Genomic DNA, 25632 nt, shown 5'->3' with positions numbered 1-25632 from the left:
CTACGGAGCCGTATACTTGGCGGTTTCCAGGCGCCAAACGAGGCTGCTGTTCGTGGATAAGATTCTGATTCGTGGGGCGCGTACCCATAACCTGAAAAACATCGACCTGACCCTGCCGCGCGACAAACTGATCGTGATCACCGGTCTGTCCGGTTCCGGCAAGTCGTCGCTGGCCTTCGACACGCTCTACGCCGAGGGTCAGCGCCGCTACGTCGAATCGCTGTCGGCCTACGCCCGGCAGTTCCTGTCGATGATGGAAAAGCCCGACGTCGACACCATCGAAGGCCTGTCGCCAGCGATCTCCATCGAACAGAAATCCACTTCGCACAACCCGCGCTCCACTGTCGGCACCATCACCGAGATCTACGACTACCTGCGCCTGCTCTACGCCCGCGTCGGTATTCCCCGCTGCCCGGACCACGACCTGCCGCTGGAGGCACAGACCGTCAGCCAGATGGTCGACCAGGTGCTGGCCCTGCCGGAAGGCAGCAAGCTGATGCTGCTGGCCCCGGTGATCCGCGAGCGCAAGGGCGAGCACTTGTCGGTGTTCGAGGAACTGCGCGCCCAGGGCTTCGTCCGTGCACGGGTCAACGGCAAGCTGTATGAGCTGGACGAACTGCCCAAGCTGGACAAGCAGAAGAAGCACTCCATCGACGTGGTGGTCGACCGCTTCAAGGTGCGCGAAGACTTGCAGCAGCGCCTGGCCGAGTCCTTTGAGACCGCACTGAAACTGGCCGACGGCCTGGCCCTGGTGGCACCCATGGATGAGGAGCCGGGCGAGGAAATCATCTTCTCCGCGCGCTTCGCCTGCCCGGTCTGCGGCCACTCGATCAGCGAACTGGAACCCAAGCTGTTCTCCTTCAACAATCCGGCCGGCGCCTGCCCGACCTGCGACGGTCTCGGTGTGAAGCAGTTCTTCGACACCCGCCGCCTGGTCAACGCCGAGCTGACCCTGGCCGAGGGCGCGATCCGCGGCTGGGACCGGCGCAACGTCTACTACTTCCAGATGCTCGGCTCGCTGGCCGCGCACTATGGCTTCAGCCTGGAAGTGCCGTTCGAGGAACTCAGCCAGGAAGACCGCCAGGCCATCCTGCATGGCAGCGGCAAGGACAACGTCGAGTTCCGCTACCTCAACGACCGTGGCGACATCGTCAAGCGCGCGCACCCCTTCGAAGGCATCGTGCCGAATCTGGAGCGCCGCTACCGCGAGACCGAATCGACCACCGTGCGCGAGGAGCTGGCCAAGTTCCTCAGCACCCAGGCCTGCCAGGACTGCCGCGGCACACGCCTGCGCCGCGAGGCCCGCCACGTGTGGGTCGGCGAGCGCACCCTGCCCGCCGTCACCGGCCTGCCGATCGGCGATGCCGCCGACTACTTCGGCAGCCTGGCGCTGACCGGCCGGCGCGGCGAGATCGCCGACAAGATCCTCAAGGAAATCCGCGAGCGCCTGCAGTTCCTGGTCAACGTCGGCCTCGACTACCTGACCCTGGACCGTAGCGCCGACACCCTGTCCGGCGGCGAAGCCCAGCGCATCCGCCTGGCCAGCCAGATCGGCGCCGGCCTGGTCGGCGTCATGTACATCCTCGACGAGCCTTCCATCGGCCTGCACCAGCGCGACAACGAGCGCCTGCTCGGCACCCTGCGTCACCTGCGCGACATCGGCAACACGGTGATCGTGGTCGAGCACGACGAGGACGCCATCCGCATGGCCGACTACGTGGTCGACATCGGCCCGGGTGCCGGCGTGCATGGCGGGCGTATCGTCGCCGAAGGTACGGCGGCCGAAGTCATGGCCCACCCGGACTCGCTGACCGGCAAGTACCTGTCGGGACGGGTGAAGATCCGCTATCCGGCGCAGCGCACCCCGCGCAACAAGAAGCTGGCGCTGAAGATCAAGGGCGCGCGCGGCAATAACCTGCGCAACGTCGACCTGGAAATCCCGATCGGCCTGCTCACCTGCGTCACCGGCGTGTCCGGCTCGGGCAAGTCGACGCTGATCAATAACACCCTGTTCCCGCTGGCAGCCACCGCGCTGAATGGCGCGACTACCCTGGAAGCCGCGGCCCACGACAGCATCGACGGCCTGCAGCACCTGGACAAGGTGGTCGACATCGACCAGAGCCCGATCGGCCGCACGCCGCGCTCGAACCCGGCGACCTACACCGGCCTGTTCACCCCGATCCGCGAGCTGTTCGCCGGCGTGCCGGAATCGCGCTCGCGCGGCTACGGCGCCGGGCGCTTCTCCTTCAACGTCAAGGGCGGACGCTGCGAAGCCTGCCAGGGCGACGGCCTGATCAAGGTGGAAATGCACTTCCTGCCGGACATCTACGTGCCGTGCGACGTGTGCAAGAGCAAGCGCTACAACCGCGAAACCCTGGAGATCAAGTACAAGGGCAAGAGCATCCACGAGGTACTGGAGATGACCATCGAGGAGGCCCGCGAGTTCTTCGACGCGGTGCCGGCGCTGGCGCGCAAGCTGCAGACCCTGATGGATGTCGGCCTGTCCTACATCAAGCTCGGCCAGTCAGCGACCACCCTGTCCGGCGGCGAGGCGCAGCGGGTCAAGCTGAGCCGCGAGCTGAGCAAGCGCGACACCGGCAAGACCCTGTACATCCTCGATGAGCCGACCACCGGCCTGCACTTCGCCGATATCCAGCAACTGCTCGACGTGCTGCACCGCCTGCGCGACCACGGCAACACCGTGGTGGTGATCGAGCACAACCTGGACGTGATCAAGACCGCCGACTGGCTGATCGACCTCGGTCCCGAGGGTGGCTCCAAGGGCGGCATGATCATCGCCACCGGCACCCCGGAAGAAGTCGCCGAAATGCCGCAGTCGCATACCGGGCACTTCCTCAAGCCGCTGCTGGAGCGTGATCGGGCGTAAACCCGCCGACAGCAAAAGGCCGGGCAATGCCCGGCCTTTTTTATGCGTGCTATCCGCTGCTTAGTGCAGACGCTCGCAAGAACAGCTGCCAGCGAATCGACACCTGCACATGCTTTTCCTGCAGACACAAAAAACCGGGCACTGGGCCCGGTTCTTCGCAGACCGTTAGGTCTTACTCGGCGTCTACTGCTGCACCAGCGACCGGACGGTCAACCAGTTCAACATAAGCCATCGGAGCATTGTCGCCAGCGCGGAAACCGCACTTGAGGATACGCAGGTAGCCGCCCTGACGGGTGGCGTAGCGCTTGCCCAGATCGTTGAACAGTTTGCCAACGATAGCTTTCGAACGAGTACGGTCGAAGGCCAGACGACGGTTAGCAACGCTGTCTTCTTTAGCCAGAGTGATCAGCGGCTCGGCAACGCGGCGCAGTTCTTTGGCTTTCGGCAGAGTAGTTTTGATCAGCTCGTGCTCGAACAGCGAAACCGCCATGTTCTGGAACATGGCCTTGCGGTGGGCGCTGGTGCGGCTGAGGTGACGGCCACTTTTACGATGACGCATGGTTCAATTCCTTACCAAACTTCAAGTTCGGTGATCGTGACGATCAGGCAGTCGCCTTATCGTCTTTTTTCAGGCTTGCCGGCGGCCAGTTGTCGAGACGCATGCCGAGGGACAGGCCACGGGAGGCCAGTACGTCCTTAATCTCGGTGAGCGACTTCTTGCCCAGGTTCGGAGTTTTCAACAGTTCCACTTCGGTACGCTGGATCAGGTCGCCGATGTAGTAAATGTTCTCCGCCTTGAGGCAGTTGGCCGAACGAACGGTCAGTTCAAGGTCGTCAACCGGACGCAGCAGGATCGGATCGATCTCGTCTTCCTGCTCAACCACGACCGGCTCGCTGTCACCTTTGAGGTCGACGAACGCGGCCAGCTGCTGTTGCAGGATGGTCGCAGCACGACGGATAGCCTCTTCCGGATCCAGAGTACCGTTGGTTTCCAGGTCAATGACCAGTTTATCCAGGTTGGTACGCTGCTCGACGCGGGCGTTTTCAACCACGTAAGCCACACGACGGACCGGGCTGAACGAGGAGTCCAGCTGCAGACGGCCGATGCTACGGCTTTCGTCTTCATCGCTCTGACGCGAATCAGCCGGCTCGTAGCCACGGCCACGACGCACGGTGAGACGCATGTTCAGAGCACCGTTGTCCGCCAGGTTGGCGATAACGTGATCGCCGTTGACGATCTCGACATCGTGATCCAGCTGAATATCGGCAGCAGTGACCACACCCGAGCCCTTCTTGGCCAGAGTCAGGGTGACTTCGTCACGACCGTGCAGCTTGATAGCCAGGCCTTTCAGGTTCAGGAGGATCTCAATGACATCTTCCTGAACACCTTCGATGGCGCTGTACTCGTGGAGTACACCGTCAATCTCGGCCTCGACTACTGCACAGCCAGGCATGGAGGACAACAGGATGCGACGCAGCGCGTTGCCCAGGGTGTGGCCAAAGCCACGCTCGAGAGGCTCGAGAGTGATCTTGGCGCGGGTCGAACTGACCACCTGAACGTCGATATGACGGGGGGTCAGGAACTCATTTACCGAAATCTGCATGGATGCACCTATTTTCTAGCCCTTACTTGGAGTAGAGCTCGACAATCAGGCTTTCGTTGATGTCGGCGGACAGATCACTGCGAGCCGGAACGCTTTTGAACACGCCCGATTTCTTCTCAGTGTCTACGTCTACCCACTCAACGCGACCGCGCTGGGCGCAAAGCTCGAGAGCTTGCACGATGCGCAGCTGGTTCTTCGCCTTTTCGCGAACTGCCACGACGTCACCAGCTTTAACCTGGTAGGACGGGACGTTCACGGTCGAACCGTTCACGGTGATCGCTTTGTGCGATACCAGCTGACGGGATTCGGCACGGGTAGCACCAAAGCCCATACGGTAAATCACGTTATCCAGACGGCACTCAAGCAGTTGCAGGAGGTTTTCGCCGGTAGCGCCTTTACGGCTGGCAGCCAGTTTGTAGTAGCTGCTGAACTGACGTTCCAGAACACCGTAGATACGGCGAACTTTTTGCTTCTCACGCAGCTGGGTACCGTAGTCGGACTGACGACCACGGCGAGCGCCGTGCTGGCCAGGAGCCGATTCGATGTTGCATTTCGATTCAAGCGCGCGCACACCACTCTTCAGGAAGAGATCAGTGCCTTCACGACGAGACAGTTTGCATTTGGGACCAATGTAACGAGCCATTCTTCACTGTCTCCTATTACACGCGACGCTTCTTCGGCGGACGGCACCCGTTATGCGGGATTGGCGTCACGTCGGTGATGCTGGCGATTTTGTAGCCGCAGCCGTTCAATGCACGGACAGCGGATTCGCGACCTGGACCTGGACCCTTGACGTTGACGTCGAGGTTTTTCAGGCCGTATTCCAGGGCTGCTTGACCAGCACGCTCGGCAGCCACCTGGGCAGCGAACGGGGTGGATTTACGGGAGCCGCGGAAACCGGAACCACCGGAGGTAGCCCAGGACAGGGCGTTACCTTGACGGTCGGTAATGGTCACGATGGTGTTGTTGAAAGACGCGTGAATGTGGGCGATCCCATCAACCACTGTCTTTTTGACTTTCTTACGAGTACGAGCAGCAGGCTTAGCCATGACTTATTTCCTGTCGATTCGCGGGCGCAATTACTTGCGGATCGGCTTACGCGGGCCCTTACGGGTACGCGCGTTGGTCTTGGTGCGCTGACCGCGGACCGGAAGGCCACGGCGATGACGCAGACCGCGGTAGCAGCCCAGGTCCATCAGACGCTTGATTTTCATGTTGATTTCGCGGCGCAGGTCACCTTCAGTGGTGAACTTAGCGACTTCGCCACGCAGCTGCTCGATCTGCTCGTCAGAGAGATCTTTGATCTTTACCGCCGGGTTGACACCGGTCACTGCACAGATTTTCTGAGCAGTAGTCCGACCAACACCGTAGATGTAGGTCAGCGAGATAACAGTGTGCTTGTTATCCGGAATGTTGACGCCTGCAATACGGGCCATTCAGTGGAACTCCAATTGACAGCTACCCACGCCCTGGAAGCCAAGAAATAGGGCGCGCGATATTAGCGCTGTAGTAACAAAGAATCAACCCGGCAGCGCACTAGCTGCCGGGCTCATTACGCGTAAATCACACTCAGCCTTGGCGCTGCTTGTGACGCGGCTCCGCGCTGCAGATCACGCGAACAACACCTTCGCGGCGGATGATCTTGCAGTTACGGCAAAGCTTCTTGACCGATGCACGAACTTTCATCAGTAACTCCTAGAACCTTACGGACGCGATGTCAGCGGAGCATTCCGCCGCCATAACCCTTCAGGTTGGCTTTCTTCATCAGGGATTCGTACTGGTGCGAAACGAGGTGAGATTGCACTTGAGACATAAAGTCCATCACAACCACGACCACGATCAGCAACGAGGTCCCGCCAAGGTAGAACGGTACGTTGGCTGCAACCACCAGGAACTGGGGCAGCAGGCAAACAGCCGTCATGTACAGAGCACCGAACATGGTCAAGCGGGTCAGCACACCATCGATATAGCGTGCAGATTGCTCACCCGGACGGATACCCGGAATAAAGGCACCGGACTTCTTCAGGTTTTCCGCTACGTCTTTCGGGTTGAACATCAGCGCCGTATAGAAGAAGCAGAAGAAAACGATCCCTGCACTAAACAGCAGAATGTTCAACGGCTGACCGGGAGCGATCGCCTGCGAAATATCCTGCAGCCAGCCCAGACCTTCGGACTGACCAAACCAGGAACCCAGCGAGGCCGGGAACAGCAGGATACTGCTGGCAAAAATGGCCGGGATAACACCCGCCATGTTCACCTTCAGCGGCAGGTGGCTGGTCTGCGCAGCGAAGACCTTACGGCCCTGCTGACGCTTGGCGTAGTGCACCGCAATGCGACGCTGGCCACGCTCAATGAACACCACGAAACCGATGATCGCTACCGCCAACAGACCGATGGCAATCAGGGCGAAGATATTGATATCGCCCTGACGAGCAGACTCGAAAGACTGCCCGATTGCCGACGGCAAACCGGCCACGATGCCAGCAAAAATCAGCATCGAGATACCGTTGCCGACACCGCGCTCGGTGATTTGCTCGCCCAGCCACATCATGAACATGGCGCCCGACACAAAGGTCGTCACCGCCACGAAGTGGAAGCCGAAATCAGTCGAAAACGCTACGCCCTGACTCGCCAGACCGACGGCCATGCCGACAGCCTGAACGATAGCCAGGATCAAAGTGCCGTAGCGGGTGTACTGGCTGATCTTGCGACGGCCAGCTTCCCCTTCCTTCTTCAACTGCTCCAGCTGCGGGCTGACAACGGTCATGAGCTGCATGATGATCGATGCCGAAATGTACGGCATGATCCCCAGTGCAAAGATGCTCATCCGCTCCAGCGCGCCGCCGGAAAACATGTTGAACAGGCTAAGAATGGTCCCCTCATTCTGTCGAAACAGTTCGGCCAGCCGGTCAGGGTTTATTCCGGGCACCGGAATGTGCGCACCGATCCGATAGACGATGATCGCCAGGAACAGAAAACGCAGCCGAGCCCACAGCTCGGACAACCCGCCATTGCTGAGCGCTGAGAGAGCACCTTGCTTAGCCATTTAGTCCTCGAACTTGCCGCCAGCTGCTTCGATAGCCGCACGCGCACCTTTGGTGGCAGCGATACCTTTCAGGGTAACCGCACGAGTAACCTCGCCGGACAGCATGACTTTCACACGCCGTACGTTTTGGTTAATCAGGTTGGCATCCTTGAGCGACTGCACAGTAACGACGTCGCCTTCCACCTTGGCCAGCTCGGAGGTACGCACTTCGGCGCGATCCATGGCTTTCAGGGAAACGAAGCCGAACTTCGGCAGACGGCGGTGCAACGGCTGTTGACCACCCTCGAAGCCCGGAGCGATGGTGCCACCGGAGCGGGAGGTCTGACCTTTGTGGCCGCGGCCACCGGTCTTGCCCAAACCACTACCGATACCACGACCCGGACGATGCTTCTCGCGACGGGAACCCGGCGCAGGACTCAGATCATTGAGTTTCATCGATTAACCCTCGACGCGCAGCATGTAGTAAGCCTTGTTGATCATCCCGCGATTCTCGGGAGTATCCAGGACTTCTACAGTGTGACCGATGCGACGCAGACCCAGACCCTTAACGCACAGTTTGTGGTTAGGGATACGGCCGGTCATGCTCTTGATCAGCGTAACTTTGACGGTAGCCATTAGCGGATCTCCTCAACGCTCTTGCCGCGCTTGGCAGCAATGGACTGAGGGGACTGCATGGCCTTCAGACCCTTGAAGGTGGCATGAACCACGTTCACCGGGTTAGTCGAGCCGTAGCACTTGGCCAGAACGTTCTGCACGCCGGCCACTTCCAGCACAGCACGCATGGCGCCGCCAGCGATGATGCCGGTACCTTCAGAAGCAGGCTTCATGAACACGTGGGACGCGCCATGAACTGCTTTCATCTCGTACTGCAGAGTGTTGCCACGCAGGTCTACCTGAATCATGTTGCGGCGTGCAGCTTCCATCGCTTTCTGGATGGCAGCAGGCACTTCGCGGGACTTGCCACGACCGAAACCGACGCGACCATTGCCATCACCCACCACGGTCAACGCGGTGAAAGTGAAGATACGGCCGCCTTTGACGGTCTTGGCAACGCGGTTAACCTGCACCAATTTCTCGGTGTAGCCATCGCTCTGGGCATCGTCACGGTTACCGCGATCGCGCTTTTGCTCGTTATTTGCCATAACTTAGAACTCCAGCCCGCCTTCACGAGCAGCATCAGCCAGCGCTTTGACGCGGCCGTGGTACTTGAAGCCAGAACGATCGAACGCAACCTGGGTAACGCCAGCGGCTTTCGCACGCTCAGCGACCAGTTGGCCAACCTTTTTGGCCGCGTCAACGTTGCCAGTGGCGCCGTCACGCAGTTCTTTGTCCAGAGTCGAGGCGGTAGCCAGGACCTTGGCGCCGTCGGCCGAAATGACCTGGGCGTAGATATGCTGGGAAGAGCGATACACGCAGAGGCGTACGGTTTCCAGCTCGCGCATTTTCAGGCGTGCCTTGCGAGCACGGCGCAGACGAGTTTCTTTCTTTACGCTCATTTGCTATGCCCTACTTCTTCTTAGCTTCTTTACGACGGACGACTTCGTCGGCGTAACGCACACCTTTGCCTTTGTACGGCTCTGGCGGACGGAAGTCGCGAATCTCGGCAGCCACCTGACCAACCATTTGCTTGTCGATACCCTTGATCAGGATATCGGTCTGGCTCGGGGTTTCAGCGGTGATGCCTTCCGGCAGTTGGTAATCCACCGGGTGCGAGAAGCCCAGAGCAAGGTTCAGCACCTGGCCTTTAGCCTGAGCTTTGTAGCCCACACCAACCAGTTGCAGCTTGCGCTCAAAGCCTTGGCTGACGCCAATGACCATGTTGTTGACCAACGCACGGGTGGTACCGGCCATGGCACGGTTCTGCTGATCGCCATTACGCGCAGCAAAACGCAGCTCACCAGATTCCTGGGTCACTTCCACGGACGAATGTACATTCAGCTCCAGAGTACCCTTGGCACCCTTAACCGAAAGCTTCTGGCCAGCGAGATTAATCTCGACACCTGCCGGTAGCTTGACGGGGTTCTTAGCAACGCGAGACATGCTTATCCCCCCTTAGAACACAGTGCAAAGCACTTCGCCGCCGACACCGGCAGCGCGCGCAGCGCGATCCGTCATCACACCCTTGTTGGTGGAGACGATGGATACACCGAGACCGCCGCGAACTTTCGGCAGCTGGTCGACGGGCTTGTACTGACGCAGACCAGGGCGGCTGACGCGTTTTACTTCTTCAATGACCGGACGGCCTTCGAAGTACTTCAGCTCGATGGACAGCTGCGGTTTTACGTCGCTGCTGATCTGATAACCCGCAATATAACCTTCGTTCTTCAGAACCTGGGCTACAGCCACCTTCAGCTTGGAAGACGGCATGCTTACGACGGACTTTTCAGCCATCTGGGCATTACGGATACGAGTTAGCATGTCCGCTAACGGGTCCTGCATACTCATGGGCTAGATGCTCCTAAACAAAAAGAACAGCCTTACGGCTGGAACCATCCTGAACCGGCGCACAGAATGCAGGCTCAGGAGAGCCGGACATTCTAGAGACCGATCAAAAATGAATCAAGCCCCAAAAGGGGCTTGATTCATAGAAAGACAAAGCCGGCACTAGGCCGGCTTCGCTTTTATTACCAGCTGGCCTTGACCAGACCCGGTACATCACCACGCATGGCAGCTTCACGCAGCTTGATACGGCCGAGGCCGAACTTGCGGTAAACGCCGTGCGGACGGCCGGTGATGCGGCAACGGTTACGCAGGCGGCTGGCGCTGGCGTCACGCGGTTGCTTTTGCAGGGCTACCTGGGCTTCCCAACGCTGCTCCGCAGTGGAGTTCGGGTTGGCGATGACAGCTTTCAGCTCGGCACGCTTCTTGGCGTACTTGGCTACCGTTTGCTGACGCTTCAGCTCACGGTTTTTCATGCTCATTTTGGCCATGATCCAACTCCAATCAGTTGCGGAACGGGAACTTGAATGCACGCAGCAGAGCGCGGCCTTCGTCGTCCGTACGGGCAGTGGTGGTCAGGGTAATGTCCAGACCACGCAGCGCATCGATCTTGTCGTAATCGATTTCCGGGAAAATGATCTGCTCTTTGACGCCCATGCTGTAGTTGCCACGACCGTCGAAGGACTTGGCATTCAGGCCGCGGAAGTCACGCACGCGCGGCAGGGAGATCGCGAGCAGGCGATCCAGGAATTCGTACATACGATCGCGACGCAGGGTCACCTTGACACCAATCGGCCAGCCCTCGCGAACCTTGAAGCCTGCAATCGATTTGCGGGCATAGGTCACGACGGCTTTTTGACCGGTGATTTTTTCCAGGTCAGCTACAGCGTGCTCGATGACTTTCTTGTCACCGATCGCTTCGCCGATACCCATGTTCAGGGTGATCTTGGTAACGCGCGGAACTTCCATCACGTTGCCCAGCTTCAGTTCTTCCTTCAGCTTGGGAGCGATTTCCTTCCGGTAAATCTCTTTCAGTCGTGCCATGGTGTTCTACCTATGATTCTCAAGCGCCAACCGGCTTTTGGGTGGACTTGAAGACACGAATTTTCTTACCGTCTTCAACTTTGAAGCCAACGCGGTCAGCCTTGTTGGTTTCATTGTTGAAAATGGCGACGTTAGAGACGTGCAGAGGCGCCTCTTTCTCGACGATACCGCCTTGAGCACCCAGCATCGGGTTCGGCTTGGTATGGCGCTTCACCAGGTTGATCCCACCAACGACCAGACGGTCGTCAGCGAGAACCTTGAGCACCTTGCCACGCTTACCTTTGTCTTTGCCGGCGATCACGATGATCTCGTCATCACGACGAATCTTTTGCATGACGGCTTCTCCTTACAGCACTTCGGGGGCGAGCGAGACGATCTTCATGAACTTCTCAGTACGAAGTTCACGAGTCACTGGCCCGAAGATACGGGTGCCGATCGGCTCTTGCTTGTTGTTCAGCAGAACAGCAGCGTTGCCATCAAAGCGGATGATCGAGCCATCAGGACGACGAACGCCGTGACGGGTGCGGACCACAACAGCGGTCATCACCTGGCCTTTCTTCACTTTACCGCGCGGAATTGCTTCCTTCACGGTGACCTTGATGATGTCGCCGATACCGGCGTAACGACGGTGCGAACCACCAAGGACCTTGATGCACATAACGCGACGAGCACCGCTGTTGTCAGCGACGTCGAGCATGGATTGAGTCTGAATCATATAATTTCTCCGACCCCTAGTCCTTAGACTTCCACGGCACGTTCGACGACTTCGACCAGTGCCCAAGACTTGGTCTTGGCCAGCGGACGGGTCTCACGAATGGTGACCTTGTCGCCGATGCGGCACTGATTGGTTTCGTCGTGGGCGTGCAGTTTGGTCGAACGCTTCACGTATTTACCGTAGATCGGGTGCTTAACGCGGCGCTCGATCAGAACGGTGATGGTCTTGTCCATTTTGTCGCTGACGACGCGGCCAGTCAGCGTGCGGACGGTTTTCTCAGCTTCAGCCATGATTACTTACCTGCCTGCTGGGTGAGCACAGTCTTCACGCGAGCAATGTCGCGCTTCACTTGCGAGAGCAGGTGAGACTGCCCCAACTGACCAGTTGCTTTCTGCATACGCAGATTGAACTGATCGCGCAGCAGACCGAGCAGTTGCTCGTTCAGCTGCTGAACCGATTTTTCACGAAGTTCATTCGCTTTCATCACATCACCGTCCGCTTAACAAAGGAGGTGGCGAGGGGCAGCTTTGCAGCAGCCAGGGCGAATGCCTCACGCGCCAGCTCTTCTGGAACACCTTCGATCTCGTACAGAACCTTGCCCGGCTGAATCTGGGCTACCCAGTACTCGACGCCGCCCTTCCCTTTACCCATACGAACTTCGAGGGGCTTTTTGGTAACAGGCTTGTCCGGGAAAACACGGATCCAGATTTTACCGCCACGCTTAACGTGACGAGTCAGGGCACGACGAGCCGACTCGATCTGACGAGCAGTCAGGCGACCACGTGCGACAGCTTTCAGGGCGAATTCGCCGAAGCTGACCTTGCTACCGCGCTGAGCCAGACCACGGTTGTGGCCAGTCATCTGCTTGCGGAATTTTGTACGCTTGGGTTGCAGCATTTTGCGTACTCCTTACTTGGCAGCTTTTTTACGAGGAGCGGGCGCTTGTGGTTTCAGCTCTTCTTTGAGGCCACCGATGACCTCACCTTTGAAGATCCAAACCTTCACACCGATCACACCGTAAGTGGTGTGCGCTTCGTAAGTGGCGTAATCGATATCGGCACGCAGGGTGTGCAGAGGCACACGACCTTCGCGATACCATTCGGTACGGGCGATTTCTGCACCGCCAAGACGACCGCTCACCTGGATCTTGATGCCCTTGGCACCAATACGCATGGCGTTTTGTACGGCACGTTTCATGGCGCGGCGGAACATCACACGACGCTCCAGCTGCTGAGCAACGCTCTGTGCTACCAACAGACCGTCGAGTTCCGGCTTGCGGATCTCTTCGATGTTGATGTGCACCGGCACACCCATTTGCTTGGTCAGGTCCTGACGCAGCTTCTCAACATCTTCACCTTTCTTGCCGATCACGATGCCGGGACGAGCGGTGTGGATGGTGATGCGTGCAGTCTGAGCCGGACGAGCAATGTCGATACGGCTTACGGACGCGCTTTTTAGTTTGTCTTGGAGATACTCACGAACCTTGAGGTCGGCAAACAGATAATCAGCGTATTGACGCTTGTCTGCGTACCAAACGGAGGTGTGCTCCTTGACGATTCCCAGGCGAATGCCAGTGGGATGTACTTTCTGACCCATCTGATCGACTCCGTTACTTGTCCGCAACCTTGACAGTGATATGGCAAGACCGCTTGACGATGCGATCAGCGCGGCCTTTGGCACGCGGCATGATGCGCTTCAGCGAACGCCCCTCGTTGACGAAAACGGTGCTGACCTTCAGGTCATCAACGTCTGCGCCTTCGTTGTGCTCGGCGTTGGCTACGGCCGACTCCAGCACTTTCTTCATGATCTCGGCGGCTTTCTTACTGCTGAAAGCCAGGAGGTTGAGCGCTTCGCCCACCTTCTTCCCGCGGATCTGGTCGGCGACCAAGCGGGCTTTCTGGGCGGAGATGCGAGCGCCCGACAACTTAGCGGCTACTTCCATTTCCTAACCCCTTAACGCTTGGCTTTCTTGTCCGCCACGTGCCCACGATAAGTGCGGGTACCAGCGAACTCGCCGAGTTTATGGCCGACCATGTCTTCGTTCACGAGAACGGGGACGTGTTGACGACCGTTATGTACAGCGATGGTCAGACCGACCATTTGCGGCAGGATCATGGAACGGCGCGACCAGGTTTTAACCGGCTTGCGATCATTCTTTTCCATCGCCACTTCGACCTTCTTCAGTAGGTGAAGATCGATAAAAGGACCTTTTTTCAGAGAACGCGGCACTGTCGTATCCCTCTAGTTACTTGCGACGACGGACGATCATGTTGTCGGTGCGTTTGTTACCACGAGTCTTCGCGCCCTTAGTCGGGAAGCCCCATGGAGACACCGGATGACGGCCACCAGAGGTACGACCTTCACCACCACCATGTGGGTGGTCTACCGGGTTCATCGCCACGCCGCGGACGGTCGGGCGAACACCGCGCCAGCGCTTGGCACCAGCTTTACCCAGCGAACGCAGGCTGTGCTCGGAGTTCGAGACTTCGCCCAGGGTCGCACGGCATTCAGCCAGTACTTTACGCATCTCGCCGGAGCGCAGACGCAGCGTGACGTAAGCACCTTCACGAGCAACCAGCTGAGCCGAAGCACCAGCGGAACGCGCGATCTGAGCACCTTTACCTGGCTTCAGCTCGATACCGTGAACGGTCGAACCCACCGGGATGCTGCGCAGCGACATGCTGTTGCCAGCCTTGATCGGAGCAGCGGAACCAGCGATCAGCTGATCACCAGCGCTCACGCCCTTCGGCGCGATGATGTAGCGACGCTCACCGTCGGCGTACTTCAGCAGAGCGATGTGCGCGGTACGGTTCGGATCGTATTCGATACGCTCGACAGTGGCTGGAATGCCATCTTTGTCGTTGCGACGGAAATCGACCAGACGATAGTGCTGCTTGTGACCACCACCGATGTGACGAGTGGTGATACGACCGTTGTTGTTACGGCCGCCAGTCTTCGACTTCTTCTCGAGCAGCGGAGCATGAGGAGCGCCTTTGTGCAGCTCCTGATTGACCACCTTGACCACGAAACGGCGGCCAGCGGAAGTCGGTTTGCATTTAACGATTGCCATGATGCACCCCTACCTTACTCAGCACTGCTGGCGAAATCGATGTCCTGGCCCGGCTGAAGAGCGATATACGCCTTCTTCCAGTCGTTACGCTTGCCAACGCCGCGAGCGGTGCGCTTGCTTTTACCGAGAACATTCACGGTATTAACAGCGGCCACTTTCACGTTGAACAGGCTTTCGACGGCCTTCTTGATTTCCAGCTTGGTTGCATCAGTGGCAACCTTGAAAACGAATTGGCTCTTGCCGTCCGCCAGCACAGTGGCTTTCTCGGAGACATGCGGGCCAACCAGCACTTTAAATACGCGTTCCTGGTTCATCCCAGCAGCTCCTCGAATTTCTTCACGGCAGACACGGTGACCAGCACCTTGTCGTAGGCGATCAGGCTGACAGGATCGGAACCTTGAACGTCGCGTACGTCGACGTGCGGCAGGTTGCGCGCAGCCAGGTACAGGTTCTGGTCGACAGCATCGGACACGATCAGAACGTCGTTCAGACCCATGCCATTCAGCTTGTCCAGGAGAACCTTGGTTTTCGGTGCATCAACAGCGAAGTCTTCCACGACAACCAGACGATCAGCACGCACCAACTCGGAGAGGATCGAGCGCAGAGCGGCGCGATACATCTTCTTGTTGAGCTTCTGGTCATGGTTCTGCGGACGAGCTGCGAAGGTCACACCACCGCCACGCCAGATCGGACCACGAGTGGTACCAGCACGAGCACGACCAGTGCCCTTCTGACGCCACGGACGCTTGCCACCACCGGACACGTCGGAACGAGTCTTCTGCTGCTTGCTGCCCTGACGACCGCCAGCCATGTAGGCGACAACGGCCTGGTGAACCAGGGTCTCGTTGTATTCGCTGCCGAAAGTCGCGTCGGAGACTTCGATCGCCTGAGCGTTAGTTACATTCAATTGCATCTCAGCATCTCCCCTTAACCGCGAGCCTTGGTAGCCGGACGCACAACCAGATTGCCGCCAGTAGCGCCAGGAACGGCACCCTTGACCAGCAGCAGATTGCGTTCAGCGTCGACGCGCACAACTTCCAGGGACTGCACGGTCACGCGCTCAGCGCCCATATGACCGGACATTTTTTTGCCCTTGAACACACGACCAGGAGTCTGGCACTGGCCGATGGAGCCCGGGACGCGGTGAGAGAGGGAGTTACCGTGGGTATTGTCCTGACCACGGAAGTTCCAGCGCTTGATGGTACCGGCAAAGCCTTTACCCTTGGATTCACCGGTGACATCCACCAGTTGACCAGCTTGGAACAACTCAGCGGTGATCTGATCGCCAGCCTGGTACTCGCCTTCTTCAAGACGGAATTCCCAGACACCGCGACCAGCAGCAACATTTGCCTTGGCAAAGTGGCCAGCCTGAGCCTTGGTTACGCGGGAAGCACGACGCTCACCAACGGTAACCTGCACGGCGCGATAGCCATCGCTTTCTTCAGTTTTGAACTGGGTGACGCGATTCGGCTCGATCTCAATGACCGTAACCGGAATGGAGACACCTTCTTCGGTGAAAATGCGGGTCATGCCGCACTTACGACCGACTACACCAATAGTCATGTTGTAAACCTCATGAGTGTACGGGGCTTTCACCCGCTATGGCCGCCCATTTCAGAGCGTTACACGACTAAAACCCCAAGGTTTTAGCCGAGGCTGATCTGCACTTCCACGCCAGCTGCAAGGTCAAGCTTCATCAGCGCGTCAACGGTTTTATCCGTCGGCTGGACGATGTCCAGAACACGCTTATGAGTGCGAATCTCGTACTGATCACGCGCGTCTTTGTTGACGTGCGGAGAAGTCAGTACGGTGAAACGCTCCTTGCGAGTAGGCAGAGGAATAGGACCACGCACCTGAGCACCAGTACGTTTCGCGGTTTCCACGATTTCCTGGGTGGATTGATCGATCAGGCGATGGTCAAAAGCCTTCAACCGAATACGGATTTGTTGGTTTTGCATTTTGACCTCAGACTCTATCTCTGCTATCCCCAACGGACGGACTACGCCCGTTAAAAGGAGGCGTGATTGTACGGATGCGCCCAGGGGGTGTCAACTTTTGTCCAGAAAACAGAAAAGGCCCCGAAGGGCCTTTTCCTTTACCGCGACAATCGATTACTCGACGATCTTGGCAACCACGCCAGCACCAACGGTACGGCCGCCTTCGCGAATCGCGAAACGCAGACCATCTTCCATGGCGATCGGCTTGATCAGGGTGACAACCATTTTCACGTTGTCGCCCGGCATGACCATCTCAACGCCTTCCGGCAGTTCGCACGAACCGGTTACGTCGGTGGTACGGAAGTAGAACTGCGGACGGTAGCCCTTGAAGAACGGAGTGTGACGACCGCCTTCTTCTTTGGACAGCACGTACACTTCAGCTTCGAACTTGGTGTGCGGCTTGATGGTGCCCGGCTTGGCCAGAACCTGACCACGCTCTACGTCGTCACGCTTGGTGCCGCGCAGCAGGACGCCGCAGTTCTCGCCAGCACGACCTTCGTCGAGCAGCTTGCGGAACATTTCAACGCCGGTGCAGGTGGTCTTGGTGGTGTCACGCAGACCAACGATCTCGATTTCTTCCTGGATCTTGACGATACCGCGCTCTACACGACCGGTAACCACAGTACCGCGGCCGGAGATCGAGAATACGTCTTCGATCGGCATCAGGAACGGCTTGTCGATAGCACGAACCGGCTCTGGGATGTAGCTGTCCAGAGTTTCAACCAGCTTCTTAACAGCGCTGGTGCCCATTTCGTTGTCATCTTGGCCGTTCAGAGCCATCAGTGCAGAACCGATGATGATCGGAGTGTCGTCGCCCGGGAAGTCGTAGGTCGACAGCAGGTCACGAACTTCCATCTCAACCAGTTCCAGCAGCTCGGCGTCGTCAACCATGTCAGCCTTGTTCAGGAAGACCACGATGTACGGAACACCTACCTGGCGGGACAGCAGGATGTGCTCGCGGGTCTGCGGCATCGGGCCGTCAGCAGCGGAGCAAACCAGGATCGCGCCGTCCATCTGGGCAGCACCGGTGATCATGTTTTTTACGTAGTCGGCGTGGCCCGGGCAGTCAACGTGCGCGTAGTGGCGAACAGCCGAATCGTACTCAACGTGAGCGGTGTTGATGGTGATACCGCGAGCTTTTTCTTCCGGGGCGCTGTCGATCTTGTCGAAGTCAACGCGAGCCGAACCGAATACTTCGGAGCAAACGCGGGTCAGAGCTGCGGTCAGGGTGGTTTTACCGTGGTCAACGTGACCGATGGTGCCTACGTTGACGTGCGGTTTGTTACGTTCAAACTTTTCTTTAGCCACGACAGTGAACTCCTTGCCTAAAGGGCTGAATCAGCCTTGTTTTTTGGTTACAGACTCGACGATGTGCGACGGAGCCGTATTGTATTTTTTGAATTCCATAGAGTAGCTAGCGCGACCCTGAGACATGGAACGGACGTCGGTCGCATAACCGAACATCTCACCCAGCGGAACTTCGGCGCGAATTACTTTGCCGGAGATCGTGTCTTCCATACCCAAGATCATGCCGCGACGGCGGTTAAGGTCGCCCATCACGTCACCCATATAGTCTTCAGGGGTAACAACCTCTACCGCCATGATCGGCTCAAGCAACTCACCACCGCCCTTCTGGGCCAGCTGCTTGGTTGCCATGGAGGCAGCCACCTTGAACGCCATCTCGTTCGAGTCGACGTCGTGGTAGGAACCATCAAACACGGTAGCCTTCAGGCCGATCAGCGGATAGCCGGCAACAACGCCGTTCTTCATCTGCTCTTCGATACCCTTCTGGATAGCCGGGATGTATTCCTTAGGAACCACACCACCCACTACTTCGTTCACGAACTGCAGACCTTCCTGACCTTCGTCAGCAGGAGCAAAACGGATCCAGCAATGGCCGAACTGACCACGACCGCCGGACTGACGAACGAACTTGCCTTCGATTTCGCAGTTCTTCGTGATGCGCTCACGATAGGAAACCTGAGGCTTACCGATGTTGGCTTCGACGTTGAACTCACGGCGCATCCGGTCAACCAGGATGTCCAGGTGCAATTCGCCCATGCCGGAGATGATGGTCTGACCAGTCTCCTCATCGGTCTTGACGCGGAAAGACGGGTCTTCCTGAGCAAGCTTGCCCAGAGCGATACCCATTTTTTCCTGGTCATCTTTGGTCTTCGGCTCAACGGCAACCGAAATAACCGGCTCCGGGAAGTCCATGCGAACCAGGATGATCGGCTTATCAGCGTTGCACAAAGTTTCGCCAGTGGTGACGTCCTTCATGCCGATCAAGGCCGCGATGTCACCAGCGCGCACTTCCTTGATTTCTTCGCGGGCGTTTGCGTGCATTTGCACCATACGACCCACACGCTCTTTCTTGCCTTTAACCGAGTTGATCACGCCGTCGCCCGAGGCCAATACGCCCGAGTAAACGCGAACGAAGGTCAAGGTACCCACGAATGGGTCGGTAGCGATCTTGAACGCCAGCGCCGCGAACGGCTCGTCGTCACTTGCATGACGCTCCATTTCCTCTTCCTCGTTATCCGGGTTGGAACCCTTGATAGCAGGAATGTCGGTAGGAGCAGGCAGGAAGTCGATAACGGCGTCGAGAACCAGGGGGACACCCTTGTTCTTGAAGGAAGAACCGCAAACAGCCAGAACGATTTCACCAGCGATAGTACGCTGACGCAGAGCGCCCTTGATTTCCTCGATAGTGAGTTCTTCACCCTCGAGGTACTTGTTCATCAGCTCTTCGTTGGCTTCGGCCGCAGCCTCAACCATGTTGCTGCGCCACTTCTCGGCTTCTTCCAGCAGTTCAGCCGGAATGTCCTTGCGAACCGGGACCATGCCCTTGTCAGCATCGTTCCAGTAGACAGCTTGCATGTTGATCAGATCGATCTGACCCTGGAAGTTGTCTTCGGAACCGATAGCCAGCTGGATCGGCACCGGAGTGTGGCCCAGACGCTGCTTGATCTGACCGATCACGCGCAGGAAGTCAGCACCGGCACGGTCCATCTTGTTGACGTAAACAAGACGCGGAACGCCGTATTTGTTGGCCTGACGCCATACGGTTTCCGACTGCGGCTCAACGCCCGAGGTACCACAGAACACAACGACCGCGCCGTCGAGTACACGCAGCGAACGCTCAACTTCAATGGTGAAGTCAACGTGCCCGGGGGTGTCGATGACGTTGAAGCGGTGCTCGTCCTTGTACTGCTTCTCGGAGCCCTTCCAGAAAGCGGTAATGGCAGCAGAAGTAATGGTAATACCACGCTCCTGCTCCTGCACCATCCAGTCGGTGGTCGCGGCGCCGTCATGCACCTCGCCCATCTTGTGGCTTTTCCCGGTGTAGAAAAGCACACGCTCGGTGGTCGTGGTTTTACCCGCGTCCACGTGAGCCACGATACCGATGTTACGGTACCGGTTAATCGGTGTAGTACGAGCCATAAAGCCCTCGCAAATTTAGAAGCGCGAAAATTAGAAGCGGTAGTGCGAGAAGGCCTTGTTGGCTTCAGCCATACGGTGCACGTCTTCACGCTTCTTCACTGCAGCGCCTTTGCCTTCCGCAGCATCCAGCAGCTCGCCAGCAAGGCGCAGAGCCATGGACTTCTCGCCACGCTTGCGGGCGTAATCCACCAGCCAACGCATGGCCAGGGCATTACGACGGGACGGACGAACTTCGACCGGAACCTGGTAAGTCGCACCGCCAACACGGCGGGACTTCACTTCGACCAGCGGAGCGATGGCGTCGAGAGCTTTCTCGAAGATCTCCAGGGGATCGCTGTTCTTGCGCGCTTTAACAGTTTCCAGGGCACCGTAAACGATGCGCTCGGCGACTGCTTTTTTGCCGCTTTCCATCACGTGGTTCATGAATTTGGCGAGAATCAGGCTTCCGTATTTCGGATCGTCCAGAATCTCACGCTTAGCTGCTACACGACGTCTTGGCATGATAAGCCCTCAAACGGTCTTCAGGTTAGCCCGGGACCATAACCATTCGGTTACGCCCGACCTTACTCTTATCGACTCAATAAAAAGAAAAATGGCGAACCGAATTACTTCGGACGCTTGGTACCGTACTTCGAGCGACCCTGCTTACGGTCTTTAACGCCGGTGGTATCCAGCGAACCGCGAACAGTGTGGTAGCGCACACCCGGAAGGTCTTTTACACGACCGCCACGGATCAGCACGACGCTGTGCTCTTGCAGGTTGTGACCTTCACCACCGATGTAGGAGGTGACTTCAAAACCGTTGGTCAGACGAACACGGCACACTTTACGCAGTGCGGAGTTCGGTTTCTTCGGCGTGGTGGTGTACACGCGGGTGCACACGCCACGACGCTGCGGGCAGTTCTGCAGCGCAGGAACGTCGGATTTCTCGACGATACGCTTGCGCGGCTGACGTACCAGCTGGTTGATAGTTGCCATCTACTAGCTCCACTGTTGTCTTTCGACGCTATTTATTACAACAAAAGCAAAATGGCAGAGCACAGCGCCCTGCCAAATTTAGGGGTGCATGAGTCTAAAGAGACTGACGCCCCCAGTCAAGGAAACGCCCCGGACGATTGCTCGCCCGGGGCATCACACTCAATTGCCGGAGTTCAGCGCTTCAGTCAGCGCTGCTTCCACTTCACTGGCGCTGACGCGCACCGGCTTGTCGGCTTCACGGCGACGCTTGCGCTCGCTGTGGTAAGCCAGACCGGTACCGGCCGGGATCAGACGACCCACCACCACGTTTTCCTTCAGGCCGCGCAGGTAGTCGCGCTTGCCGGTAACCGCCGCCTCGGTCAATACGCGAGTGGTCTCCTGGAAGGAGGCCGCCGAGATGAACGATTCGGTGGACAGCGAGGCCTTGGTGATACCCAGCAGAACGCGGTCGAACCTGGAGACGAATTTCTCATCTGCAGACAGACGCTCGTTCTCGCCGAGAACGTGGGTCAGTTCCATCTGGTCGCCCTTGATGAAGCTGGAGTCGCCGGATTCGGTGATCTCAACTTTACGCAGCATCTGACGCAGGATGGTCTCGATGTGCTTGTCGTTGATCTTCACGCCCTGCAGGCGGTAAACGTCCTGGATCTCGTTGACGATGTACTTGGCCAGCGCACTGACGCCCAGCAGACGCAGGATGTCGTGCGGATCGCTCGGACCGTCGGAGATCACTTCGCCGCGGTTCACTTGTTCGCCTTCGAAGACGTTCAGGTGACGCCACTTCGGAATCAGCTCCTCGTACGGATCGCTGCCATCGGTCGGAGTGATGACCAGACGGCGCTTGCCCTTGGTCTCTTTACCGAAGGCGATGGTGCCGCTGATTTCCGCCAGGATCGAAGCTTCTTTCGGACGACGCGCTTCGAACAGGTCGGCAACACGCGGCAGACCACCGGTGATGTCGCGGGTCTTCGAAGTTTCCTGCGGGATACGGGCGATAACGTCACCGACCGCAATCTGCGCACCGTCAGCCACGCCGACCAGGGCGTTGGCCGGCAGGAAGTACTGAGCCGGTACGTCGGTACCTGGCAGCAGCAGTTCCTTGCCATTGGCATCGACCATCTTGATCGCCGGACGAATGTCCTTGCCAGCGGCCGGACGGTCTTTCGGATCCAGCACTTCGATGTTGGTCAGACCGGTCAGTTCGTCGGTCTGGCGCTTGATGGTGATGCCTTCTTCCATGCCGACGAAGGTAACCACACCCTTCATCTCGGTCACGATCGGGTGGGTGTGCGGGTCCCACTTGGCGACGATGGCGCCAGCTTCGACCTTGTCACCTTCCTTCACGGAAATGACCGCACCGTACGGCAGCTTGTAGCGCTCGCGCTCGCGACCGAACTCGTCGGCCACGGCCAGCTCGCCGGAGCGGGAAACCGCCACCAGGTTGCCGTCCACGCGCTCAACGTGCTTCAGGTTGTGCAGACGGATCGCGCCGCCGTTCTTCACCTGAACGCTGTCGGCAGCGGAAGTACGGCTGGCCGCACCACCGATGTGGAACGTACGCATGGTCAGCTGGGTACCCGGCTCACCGATGGACTGGGCAGCGATAACGCCGACCGCTTCACCGATGTTGACCTGATGACCACGGGCCAGATCGCGGCCGTAGCACTTGGCGCAGATGCCGTAGCGGGTTTCGCAGCTGATCGGCGAACGCACGATCACTTCGTCGATGCTGGCGCGCTCGATGAACTCGACCCACTGCTCGTCGACCAGGGTACCGGCCGGCACGATGACTTCGTCGCTGCCCGGCTTGAACACGTCCTTGGCGATCACTCGACCCAGTACGCGCTCACCCAGCGGTTCGACCACGTCACCGCCTTCGATGTGCGGAGTCATCAGCAGACCGTGCTCGGTGCCGCAATCGACTTCGGTCACTACCAGATCCTGCGCCACGTCGACCAGGCGACGAGTCAGGTAACCGGAGTTAGCGGTCTTCAGTGCGGTATCCGCCAGACCCTTACGCGCACCGTGAGTGGAGATGAAGTACTGCAGTACGTTCAGACCTTCACGGAAGTTGGCGGTGATCGGCGTCTCGATGATGGAGCCGTCCGGCTTGGCCATCAGACCACGCATACCGGCCAGCTGGCGGATCTGCGCGGCGCTACCACGAGCACCGGAGTCGGCCATCATGTACATGGAGTTGAAGGACTCCTGCTCGACGGTCTTGCCATCGCGATCGACAACCGGCTCTTTCGACAGGTTGGCCATCATCGCCTTCGACACTTCGTCGTTGGCCTTGGACCAGAGGTCGATCACCTTGTTGTACTTCTCGCCCTGGGTGACCAGGCCGGAGGCGTACTGCGATTCGATTTCCTTCACTTCCTCGGTGGCGGCGTCGATGATGCGCGCCTTCTCATCCGGGATAACGAAGTCGTTCACGCCGATCGACACACCGGAGATGGTCGAGTAGGCGAAACCGGTGTACATCAGCTGGTCGGCGAAGATCACGGTCTCTTTCAGACCCACCACGCGGTAGCACTGGTTGATCAGCTTGGAGATCGCCTTCTTCTTCATCGACTGGTTGACCACGTCGAAGGGCAGGCCCGCCGGCACGATCTGGAACAGCAGGGCACGACCGACAGTCGTATCGACGATGCGGGTACGGCGGGTAACCGAGCCGTCCTTCTCGTTGACCACTTCGTTGACGCGTACCTTGACCCGGGCGTGCAGGGAGGCTTCGCCGCCACGGAACACGCGGTCGACTTCCTGCAGGTCGGCGAATACGCGACCTTCACCCTTGGCGTTCACCGCTTCACGGGTCATGTAGTACAGACCCAGAACCACGTCCTGCGACGGTACGATGATCGGCTCGCCGTTGGCAGGCGAGAGGATGTTGTTGGTCGACATCATCAGCGCACGCGCTTCCAGCTGGGCTTCCAGCGTCAGCGGCACGTGGACGGCCATCTGGTCACCGTCGAAGTCGGCGTTGTACGCGGCGCAGACCAGCGGGTGCAGCTGGATGGCTTTACCTTCGATCAGAACCGGCTCGAACGCCTGGATACCCAGACGGTGCAGGGTCGGTGCGCGGTTGAGCAGTACGGGGTGTTCGCGGATGACTTCGGCGAGAACGTCCCAAACCTCGGGCAGCTCACGCTCGACCATCTTCTTGGCGGCCTTGATGGTGGTCGCCATACCGCGCATTTCCAGCTTGCCGAAAATGAACGGCTTGAACAGCTCGAGCGCCATCTTCTTCGGCAGACCGCACTGGTGCAGGCGCAGGGTCGGGCCCACGGTAATCACGGAACGACCGGAGTAGTCCACACGCTTACCGAGCAGGTTCTGACGGAAGCGACCTTGCTTACCTTTGATCATGTCGGCCAGCGACTTCAGCGGACGCTTGTTCGAGCCAGTGATGGCACGACCGCGACGGCCGTTGTCGAGCAGGGCGTCGACCGCTTCCTGCAGCATGCGCTTTTCGTTGCGCACGATGATGTCCGGCGCCGACAGATCGAGCAGGCGCTTCAGACGGTTGTTACGGTTGATCACGCGGCGATACAGATCATTCAGATCGGAAGTCGCGAAGCGGCCACCATCCAGCGGAACCAGCGGACGCAGGTCCGGCGGCAGTACCGGCAGAACGGTCAGGACCATCCACTCCGGATGGTTGCCGGAGTCCTTGAAGGCTTCCATCAGCTTCAGGCGCTTGGACAGCTTCTTGATCTTGGTTTCCGAGTTGGTCTGCGGAATCTCTTCGCGCAGGCGGCCGATCTCGTGATCCAGGTCGATCGCGTTGAGCAGCTCGCGAACAGCTTCGGCGCCCATGCGCGCGTCGAAGTCGTCACCGAACTCTTCGAGGGCTTCGAAGTACTGCTCGTCGTTCAGCAGCTGGCCCTTCTCCAGGGTGGTCATGCCCGGATCGATCACCACGTAGCTCTCGAAATAGAGCACGCGTTCGATGTCACGCAGGGTCATGTCCAGCAGCAGGCCGATACGGCTCGGCAGGGACTTCAGGAACCAGATGTGAGCAACCGGCGAGGCCAGTTCGATGTGCGCCATGCGCTCACGACGGACCTTGGCCAGGGCGACTTCAACGCCGCACTTCTCACAGATCACGCCACGATGCTTGAGGCGCTTGTACTTACCGCACAGGCACTCGTAGTCCTTTACCGGGCCAAAGATCTTGGCGCAGAACAGACCATCGCGCTCAGGCTTGAAGGTACGGTAGTTGATGGTTTCCGGCTTTTTCACTTCACCGAAAGACCAGGAACGGATCATCTCAGGCGAAGCCAGACCGATACGGATCGCATCGAACTCTTCCACCTGACCCTGGTTTTTCAACAGATTCAGCAAGTCTTTCAAGGCCTTTCCTCCTCACGGACCAGCGGCAACCCGGCCTTGGCCGGGCGCCGCAT

Annotated in this window: 34 protein-coding genes; 1 reads left to right on the top strand and 33 read right to left on the bottom strand. The window is 58.5% G+C overall.

Annotated features, from left to right (window positions below):
• Positions 1 to 52 precede the first annotated feature (52 nt).
• Positions 53 to 2887 carry an excinuclease ABC subunit UvrA gene (gene uvrA / locus HNE05_RS02655; RefSeq protein ID WP_173203062.1) on the top strand — a complete coding sequence of 945 codons (2835 nt, stop codon included), beginning with the start codon at positions 53 to 55 and terminating at the stop codon, positions 2885 to 2887.
• A 172-nt stretch (positions 2888 to 3059) separates the two neighbouring features.
• Here the strand turns inward: uvrA and rplQ are convergent, their stop codons facing one another.
• From rplQ to rpoC, 33 genes are all read right to left on the bottom strand, one after another.
• Positions 3060 to 3446, bottom strand: coding sequence for a 50S ribosomal protein L17 (gene rplQ, locus HNE05_RS02650; RefSeq protein WP_160347644.1), 387 nt, complete (start codon positions 3444 to 3446; stop codon positions 3060 to 3062).
• 43 nt (positions 3447 to 3489) lie between these two features.
• Complete coding sequence (locus HNE05_RS02645) at positions 3490 to 4491, bottom strand: DNA-directed RNA polymerase subunit alpha (protein WP_173203060.1); 1002 nt, start codon at positions 4489 to 4491, stop codon at positions 3490 to 3492.
• A gap of 22 nt (positions 4492 to 4513) precedes the next feature.
• A complete protein-coding gene (gene rpsD / locus HNE05_RS02640) occupies positions 4514 to 5134 on the bottom strand; it encodes a 30S ribosomal protein S4 (protein ID WP_173203058.1) in 621 nt (206 codons plus the stop codon).
• A gap of 16 nt (positions 5135 to 5150) precedes the next feature.
• Positions 5151 to 5540 carry a 30S ribosomal protein S11 gene (rpsK, locus tag HNE05_RS02635; protein WP_068829030.1) on the bottom strand — a complete coding sequence of 130 codons (390 nt, stop codon included), beginning with the start codon at positions 5538 to 5540 and terminating at the stop codon, positions 5151 to 5153.
• Positions 5541 to 5570: 30 nt separating this feature from the next.
• Positions 5571 to 5927, bottom strand: a complete 357-nt coding sequence (gene rpsM, locus HNE05_RS02630) for a 30S ribosomal protein S13 (RefSeq protein WP_068829029.1) — start codon at positions 5925 to 5927, stop codon at positions 5571 to 5573.
• A gap of 133 nt (positions 5928 to 6060) precedes the next feature.
• Positions 6061 to 6177 (bottom strand): 50S ribosomal protein L36, encoded by a 117-nt coding sequence (rpmJ, locus tag HNE05_RS02625; RefSeq protein WP_002555468.1) that lies wholly within the window; start codon positions 6175 to 6177, stop codon positions 6061 to 6063.
• A gap of 31 nt (positions 6178 to 6208) precedes the next feature.
• Entirely contained in the window at positions 6209 to 7537 is a 1329-nt protein-coding gene (gene secY, locus HNE05_RS02620; RefSeq protein WP_173203051.1) for a preprotein translocase subunit SecY, read from the bottom strand.
• Positions 7538 to 7972: a 50S ribosomal protein L15 gene (gene rplO / locus HNE05_RS02615; protein WP_160082916.1), complete on the bottom strand. Its 435-nt coding sequence runs from the start codon at positions 7970 to 7972 to the stop codon at positions 7538 to 7540.
• 3 nt (positions 7973 to 7975) lie between these two features.
• Positions 7976 to 8152: a 50S ribosomal protein L30 gene (gene rpmD / locus HNE05_RS02610; protein WP_003186033.1), complete on the bottom strand. Its 177-nt coding sequence runs from the start codon at positions 8150 to 8152 to the stop codon at positions 7976 to 7978.
• Positions 8152 to 8679, bottom strand: coding sequence for a 30S ribosomal protein S5 (gene rpsE, locus HNE05_RS02605; RefSeq protein ID WP_173203049.1), 528 nt, complete (start codon positions 8677 to 8679; stop codon positions 8152 to 8154). The genes rpmD and rpsE overlap by 1 nt, the downstream gene beginning before the upstream one ends.
• Positions 8680 to 8682: 3 nt before the next feature.
• A complete protein-coding gene (rplR, locus tag HNE05_RS02600) occupies positions 8683 to 9033 on the bottom strand; it encodes a 50S ribosomal protein L18 (RefSeq protein ID WP_021219603.1) in 351 nt (116 codons plus the stop codon).
• 10 nt (positions 9034 to 9043) lie between these two features.
• On the bottom strand, positions 9044 to 9577 hold the full coding sequence (gene rplF, locus HNE05_RS02595) for a 50S ribosomal protein L6 (RefSeq protein ID WP_173203048.1): 534 nt from the start codon (positions 9575 to 9577) through the stop codon (positions 9044 to 9046).
• 12 nt (positions 9578 to 9589) lie between these two features.
• Entirely contained in the window at positions 9590 to 9982 is a 393-nt protein-coding gene (gene rpsH / locus HNE05_RS02590) for a 30S ribosomal protein S8 (protein WP_160489004.1), read from the bottom strand.
• 179 nt (positions 9983 to 10161) lie between these two features.
• On the bottom strand, positions 10162 to 10467 hold the full coding sequence (gene rpsN, locus HNE05_RS02585) for a 30S ribosomal protein S14 (protein ID WP_173203046.1): 306 nt from the start codon (positions 10465 to 10467) through the stop codon (positions 10162 to 10164).
• A 13-nt stretch (positions 10468 to 10480) separates the two neighbouring features.
• The gene (gene rplE / locus HNE05_RS02580; protein WP_173203044.1) at positions 10481 to 11020 is read right to left on the bottom strand and encodes a 50S ribosomal protein L5; all 540 of its coding nucleotides are present in this window, start codon (positions 11018 to 11020) and stop codon (positions 10481 to 10483) included.
• Between the two features lie 19 nt (positions 11021 to 11039).
• Entirely contained in the window at positions 11040 to 11354 is a 315-nt protein-coding gene (rplX, locus tag HNE05_RS02575; RefSeq protein WP_173203042.1) for a 50S ribosomal protein L24, read from the bottom strand.
• A 12-nt stretch (positions 11355 to 11366) separates the two neighbouring features.
• On the bottom strand, positions 11367 to 11735 hold the full coding sequence (gene rplN / locus HNE05_RS02570; RefSeq protein WP_003281831.1) for a 50S ribosomal protein L14: 369 nt from the start codon (positions 11733 to 11735) through the stop codon (positions 11367 to 11369).
• Between the two features lie 23 nt (positions 11736 to 11758).
• Positions 11759 to 12025, bottom strand: coding sequence for a 30S ribosomal protein S17 (gene rpsQ / locus HNE05_RS02565; RefSeq protein WP_173203040.1), 267 nt, complete (start codon positions 12023 to 12025; stop codon positions 11759 to 11761).
• 2 nt (positions 12026 to 12027) lie between these two features.
• Entirely contained in the window at positions 12028 to 12219 is a 192-nt protein-coding gene (gene rpmC, locus HNE05_RS02560; protein WP_160082934.1) for a 50S ribosomal protein L29, read from the bottom strand.
• Entirely contained in the window at positions 12219 to 12632 is a 414-nt protein-coding gene (gene rplP, locus HNE05_RS02555; protein ID WP_160082936.1) for a 50S ribosomal protein L16, read from the bottom strand. Before rplP ends, rpmC begins: the two co-directional genes overlap by 1 nt.
• A 12-nt stretch (positions 12633 to 12644) precedes the next feature.
• On the bottom strand, positions 12645 to 13331 hold the full coding sequence (gene rpsC, locus HNE05_RS02550; protein ID WP_160082938.1) for a 30S ribosomal protein S3: 687 nt from the start codon (positions 13329 to 13331) through the stop codon (positions 12645 to 12647).
• A gap of 13 nt (positions 13332 to 13344) precedes the next feature.
• Positions 13345 to 13677 (bottom strand): 50S ribosomal protein L22, encoded by a 333-nt coding sequence (rplV, locus tag HNE05_RS02545; protein WP_003103908.1) that lies wholly within the window; start codon positions 13675 to 13677, stop codon positions 13345 to 13347.
• 11 nt (positions 13678 to 13688) lie between these two features.
• The gene (gene rpsS, locus HNE05_RS02540) at positions 13689 to 13964 is read right to left on the bottom strand and encodes a 30S ribosomal protein S19 (protein ID WP_173203038.1); all 276 of its coding nucleotides are present in this window, start codon (positions 13962 to 13964) and stop codon (positions 13689 to 13691) included.
• A gap of 16 nt (positions 13965 to 13980) precedes the next feature.
• Positions 13981 to 14805 (bottom strand): 50S ribosomal protein L2, encoded by an 825-nt coding sequence (gene rplB / locus HNE05_RS02535; protein WP_173203036.1) that lies wholly within the window; start codon positions 14803 to 14805, stop codon positions 13981 to 13983.
• 14 nt (positions 14806 to 14819) lie between these two features.
• A complete protein-coding gene (gene rplW, locus HNE05_RS02530) occupies positions 14820 to 15119 on the bottom strand; it encodes a 50S ribosomal protein L23 (RefSeq protein ID WP_160082942.1) in 300 nt (99 codons plus the stop codon).
• A complete protein-coding gene (gene rplD, locus HNE05_RS02525; RefSeq protein WP_173203034.1) occupies positions 15116 to 15718 on the bottom strand; it encodes a 50S ribosomal protein L4 in 603 nt (200 codons plus the stop codon). Before rplD ends, rplW begins: the two co-directional genes overlap by 4 nt.
• A 14-nt stretch (positions 15719 to 15732) precedes the next feature.
• A complete protein-coding gene (gene rplC, locus HNE05_RS02520) occupies positions 15733 to 16368 on the bottom strand; it encodes a 50S ribosomal protein L3 (RefSeq protein ID WP_173203032.1) in 636 nt (211 codons plus the stop codon).
• 83 nt (positions 16369 to 16451) lie between these two features.
• Positions 16452 to 16763, bottom strand: a complete 312-nt coding sequence (rpsJ, locus tag HNE05_RS02515; protein ID WP_013789756.1) for a 30S ribosomal protein S10 — start codon at positions 16761 to 16763, stop codon at positions 16452 to 16454.
• Positions 16764 to 16916: 153 nt separating this feature from the next.
• Positions 16917 to 18110 (bottom strand): elongation factor Tu, encoded by a 1194-nt coding sequence (tuf, locus tag HNE05_RS02510; protein WP_173203010.1) that lies wholly within the window; start codon positions 18108 to 18110, stop codon positions 16917 to 16919.
• Between the two features lie 30 nt (positions 18111 to 18140).
• A complete protein-coding gene (gene fusA, locus HNE05_RS02505) occupies positions 18141 to 20246 on the bottom strand; it encodes an elongation factor G (RefSeq protein ID WP_173203030.1) in 2106 nt (701 codons plus the stop codon).
• Between the two features lie 30 nt (positions 20247 to 20276).
• The gene (gene rpsG / locus HNE05_RS02500) at positions 20277 to 20747 is read right to left on the bottom strand and encodes a 30S ribosomal protein S7 (protein ID WP_173203028.1); all 471 of its coding nucleotides are present in this window, start codon (positions 20745 to 20747) and stop codon (positions 20277 to 20279) included.
• A gap of 104 nt (positions 20748 to 20851) precedes the next feature.
• Complete coding sequence (gene rpsL, locus HNE05_RS02495) at positions 20852 to 21223, bottom strand: 30S ribosomal protein S12 (protein WP_021217014.1); 372 nt, start codon at positions 21221 to 21223, stop codon at positions 20852 to 20854.
• 159 nt (positions 21224 to 21382) lie between these two features.
• A complete protein-coding gene (rpoC, locus tag HNE05_RS02490) occupies positions 21383 to 25579 on the bottom strand; it encodes a DNA-directed RNA polymerase subunit beta' (protein WP_173203026.1) in 4197 nt (1398 codons plus the stop codon).
• Between the last annotated feature and the right edge of the window lie 53 nt (positions 25580 to 25632).

The sequence above is a fragment of the Pseudomonas campi genome, from assembly GCF_013200955.2.
GTDB classification, from domain to species: Bacteria; Pseudomonadota; Gammaproteobacteria; order Pseudomonadales; family Pseudomonadaceae; genus Aquipseudomonas; species Aquipseudomonas campi.
The sequence above is the reverse complement of the archived record's forward strand: the minus strand, read 5'-3'. Positions and strand labels throughout refer to the sequence as shown.